3 protein-coding genes are annotated in these 3,998 nt (G+C 34.6%); all 3 read left to right on the forward strand.

The window, feature by feature from the left end:
• The first annotated feature begins 361 nt into the window (after positions 1-361).
• The 3 genes from AB1414_16995 (at position 362) to AB1414_17005 (ending at position 3,411) form a co-directional block, all read left to right on the forward strand.
• A complete protein-coding gene (locus AB1414_16995; protein ID MEW6609111.1) occupies positions 362-856 on the forward strand; it encodes a peptidylprolyl isomerase in 495 nt (164 codons plus the stop codon).
• Between the two features lie 237 nt (positions 857-1,093).
• Positions 1,094-2,335, forward strand: a complete 1,242-nt coding sequence (locus tag AB1414_17000) for an amidohydrolase family protein (GenBank protein MEW6609112.1) — start codon at positions 1,094-1,096, stop codon at positions 2,333-2,335.
• 269 nt (positions 2,336-2,604) lie between these two features.
• Entirely contained in the window at positions 2,605-3,411 is an 807-nt protein-coding gene (locus AB1414_17005; protein MEW6609113.1) for an AAA family ATPase, read from the forward strand.
• Positions 3,412-3,998: the final 587 nt, after the last annotated feature.

A 3,998-nucleotide genomic window follows, 5' to 3' on the forward strand; every position in this document is an offset into this window, starting at 1 on the left:
GTTGTTTGTGTCATAAGTTTGTCCTCCTTATTTTAGTTAGTTAATACTTTTTGTATAGTATACCATAAAATCTTTCGCAGGTCAAACTTGACACTTTATCATATCATCTCTGCGGTGAACGGTTACTGGTCAACAATACATATTATACGAGGAGGGAAAAGGTATGAAAAAAATAATTGTATGTGGATTGCTTGTCCTGGGTTTATCAGGATGCATGGGAACAAAAGAAAAACCTGTTACGACTGAAGAAGTTACTATGACAGAATCACAAATTAGTTCGTCGGGTCAATTGGAGACTTCTGCTCCAAATGAAGAAGAAAAGGAGGTAAAAAGTTTGGCAATGGAAGAGAGCAAAAAGGAAATGGAAGAAATAGGGGTTATTGAGACTAAGTTTGGTAAAATGACCATCAGATTTTTTCCGCAAGATGCACCAGGTCATGTAGAAAACTTTAAAAAATTGGCTAAAGCAGGATTTTACAATAGGACAACATTTCATCGGGTCATACCAGGGTTTATGATTCAAGGCGGAGACCCAAATAGTAAAGATGATGACCGAACTAATGATGGTACGGGTGGACCAGGTTATACCATTAAGGCAGAATTTAATAACCTATCTCACAAAAGAGGTATCGTTTCTATGGCACGAAGTTCTCATCCGGATAGTGCCGGGTCTCAATTCTTTATCTGTGTTGCCCCGGCGACTTTCCTGGATGGACAATATACAGTATTTGGAGAGGTAATAAATGGGATGGATGTTGCGGATAAGATTGTCAATGTTCCCAAGGACAGAAATGATAACCCATTAGAAAAGATACCAATGACCGTATCGGTTATCAGTGTAAGCGTTCAGCCATAGAGGCACAGAGTTCACAGAGAATTAAGGAAATTAACCACAAATGGATACGAATTAACCTGTGACATTCGATAAATGTAGTGCGAACCTTTATGTTCGCTTTCCTGCTTGCCCGAAGCGAGGCTAACGCCTCGCACTACAAATCTTTTTATTATTCGTGTTCATTCGTGGTTATATATTCTCTCTGTGTTCTCTGTGACTCTGTGGCTATATCCTGAACGGTTATTTATCAGTAAATAAATGACTTGTGAATTAATTCTTAAAGCAAATTATATATTACCCATATTAACGCCTTTAATTCAAGATGGAGGTATTCATATTAAAGATGGCACAATAATTGAATGTGCCAAATTTTCTAAAATCTCAAGTGGAGATAAAAAGATTGTAGAATTAAAGAACGCCTGTTTATTGCCTGGTTTTGTCAATGCACATAGTCATCTTGAATTAACCAGTCTAAAGGGTAAAATTCCGTATAAAGGGTCATTTATTCAATGGATTCAGGATATAATTGAAGCAAAAAAAGGTTGGAATGAAAGGAATTACATAAATTCTTTAAAGTTAAGTATTAAACAATTAATCGAAAGTGGCACAACAACAATTGTAGATATTACGGCAAGTGGATTATCACCACAAATTTTATTAACCTCTAATTTACGAGGTAGAACTTATAAAGAGATAACTGGCTTTAAATTTGATTCAGTAAGTCAAATTATTACAGACTTAAAAAAATATCTATCAAATTTATCCCCAACAAATTTAATCGACTTTGGTGTATCTCCACATTCACCTTATTCAGTTAGTCCAAAGTTACTTACAGAGTTATTTAGTCTATCCCAAAATAATAATTTACCTCTGTCTATTCATCTGGCTGAGGATAAAACAGAACTAAAATTTCTTATGAAAGGTAAAGGTGAAATAATAAATTTATTAAAAGAATTAAATGTTTGGGAAGATGAATGGAAACAACCAGGACTGTCTTCAGTAAAATATTTAGATTCCATAGGGATATTGAATTCAAATATTATTGGTGTGCATCTAAATTGTATTAATGAAGAAGATTTAGAGATTTTAAAAAAAAGAAGGGTAGGAGTAGTTCATTGTCCTAAAAGTCATAAATTTTTTCAACGAGATGACTTCCCTATTCAAAAATTAATAGATAAAGGGATTATAATTGCTTTAGGAACAGATTCATTAGCCAGTAATGACTCATTAAATATGCTGGAGGAAATAAAGGAATTAAAAAGAAGATATAAAACCCTTTCTGCCGAAGAAATTCTTGAATTAGCTACGATAAATGGAGCAAAGATATTGGGACTTATGGATAAGATTGGAACTTTGCAACCAGGTAAAAAAGCGGATATAATTGCCTTGAGACTGCCTGAAGATTTAACTAAAGAGAAATTATATGAATTTATAGTAACAAATGCAAAAAAGGTTATATTAAATATGGTAGATGGGAACTTCTTAAGTTTTGAAGTTTAGAAGTTATAAAGTTCTTAAGTTAAAAATTGGTAACTGGTAATTGGTGATTGGTAACTAATTACCAATTACTAATGTTGTGTTGAACAAATAACGCACGGAATTTGATTCTGGTAACTGGTGATTGGTAATTGGTAATTAAATACCGTTCGGCTGAGCTCAGGACGAAAGTATTTAACCAATTACCAATTATCCGTTTGCAGGTTATGAAATCTGATGATACGCCGTGCAAAACTTACTCAACACCACACTAATTATTAAAGGTTTGTAAAATGAAAATAGCCATAAGTGGTAAAGGAGGCGTTGGCAAAACAACATTAAGTGTCTTGTTAGCCTCATTGTATGTTGAAGAAGGGAAAAAAACCTTATTAGTCGATGCAGACCCGGATAGTAATTTAGCCGCTTGTCTTGGACTTTCACAAGAAATAGTCAATCAAATTACGCCTATTTCTAAAATGAAAGCACTTATTGAAGAACGCACCGGGGCAAAATTAGACCAGACAGGAACTTTATTTAAAATAAACCCCCAGGTAAATGATATTCCTGATAGATTTAGTCTAAATTTTAATGGGATTAAACTTTTAATTATGGGGACTGTTGAAAAAGGTAAATCTGGTTGTATGTGTCCGGCTAATACCCTTCTTAAAAATTTAATGAAAGAACTATTAGTTAAAAAAGATGAGGTAGTTATTTTAGACATGGAGGCAGGAATTGAACATTTAGGCAGAGCGACGGCAGGTAATGTTGATGTATTTTTAGTCGTAGTAGAACCTGGACTTAGAAGTATTCAAACCGCTAAAAATATTCAAAGATTAGCCAGAGATATTGGAATTAAAAATATCCTGATTGTGAGCAATAAAGTAAGAAATGAACAGGATTACAGTATCATCACCCAGGAGGTAAAACCTCTTGAAATTGTTGGTTCTATTTCCTATCATGAAGAATTAATCAAAGCCGACCTGATGGGAAAAGGTATATTACCTATCCCAAATCCAAAAATTAAAGAAGAGATAGAAAATATAAAGTCAGCGATTTCGAAAAGCGGTAGTTTTTCCCACGATTCCATAGCTATTACTTGATGTTCAAGTTTTTTAAAGGTATAAAGATTTGTAACCGTTCAGGTGGTAATTTACCGCAGAGACGCAGAGGAACAGAGAAGACATAGAAATAAATCAGATAACAGAAAAGGTAACCGTTCAGGATATAGCCACAGAGTCACAGAGAACACAGAGGGAATATATAACTACGAATGAACACAAATACAAAAAAAATTTGTAGTACGAGGCTTTAGCCTCGCTTCTGGCAAGCCAAAAGGCGAACCTAAAGATTCGCACTACATTTATGGGATGTCAGAGGTTAATTCGTGTGCATTTGTGGTTAATTTCCTTAATTCTCTGTGAACTCTGTGCCTCTGTGGCTGAACGCTTACAAAGATTTAACCGCAAAGAGCGCAAAGGAAGATTTCGCAAAGGACACAAAGGAAGGAAAATAAGGTGGTGAACAACTTATTGCTTTGTTAAGTTTGCTTTGCTATGTTTAGAAAGTTATCGGTTATCAGGTTATCGGTGAAGAGAAAACAATGGCGCCTGTTATCTCCGATTACTGATTACCGATTACCTAAGTAACATGCAAATTCAATCTTAACAGAGCACTATAATCTTTGCGT

Source organism: bacterium (assembly GCA_040755795.1).
Lineage (GTDB): Bacteria > UBA9089 > CG2-30-40-21 > CG2-30-40-21 > SBAY01 > JBFLXS01.

Bases quoted from the DNA above. Each gene is read 5' to 3' on its own strand.
- AB1414_17005 (MEW6609113.1), top strand. From the start codon at position 2,605: ATGAAAATAGCCATAAGTGGTAAAGGAGGCGTTGGCAAAACAACATTA.
- AB1414_17000 (MEW6609112.1), top strand. From the start codon at position 1,094: ATGACTTGTGAATTAATTCTTAAAGCAAATTATATATTACCCATATTA.
- AB1414_16995 (MEW6609111.1), top strand. From the start codon at position 362: ATGGAAGAAATAGGGGTTATTGAGACTAAGTTTGGTAAAATGACCATC.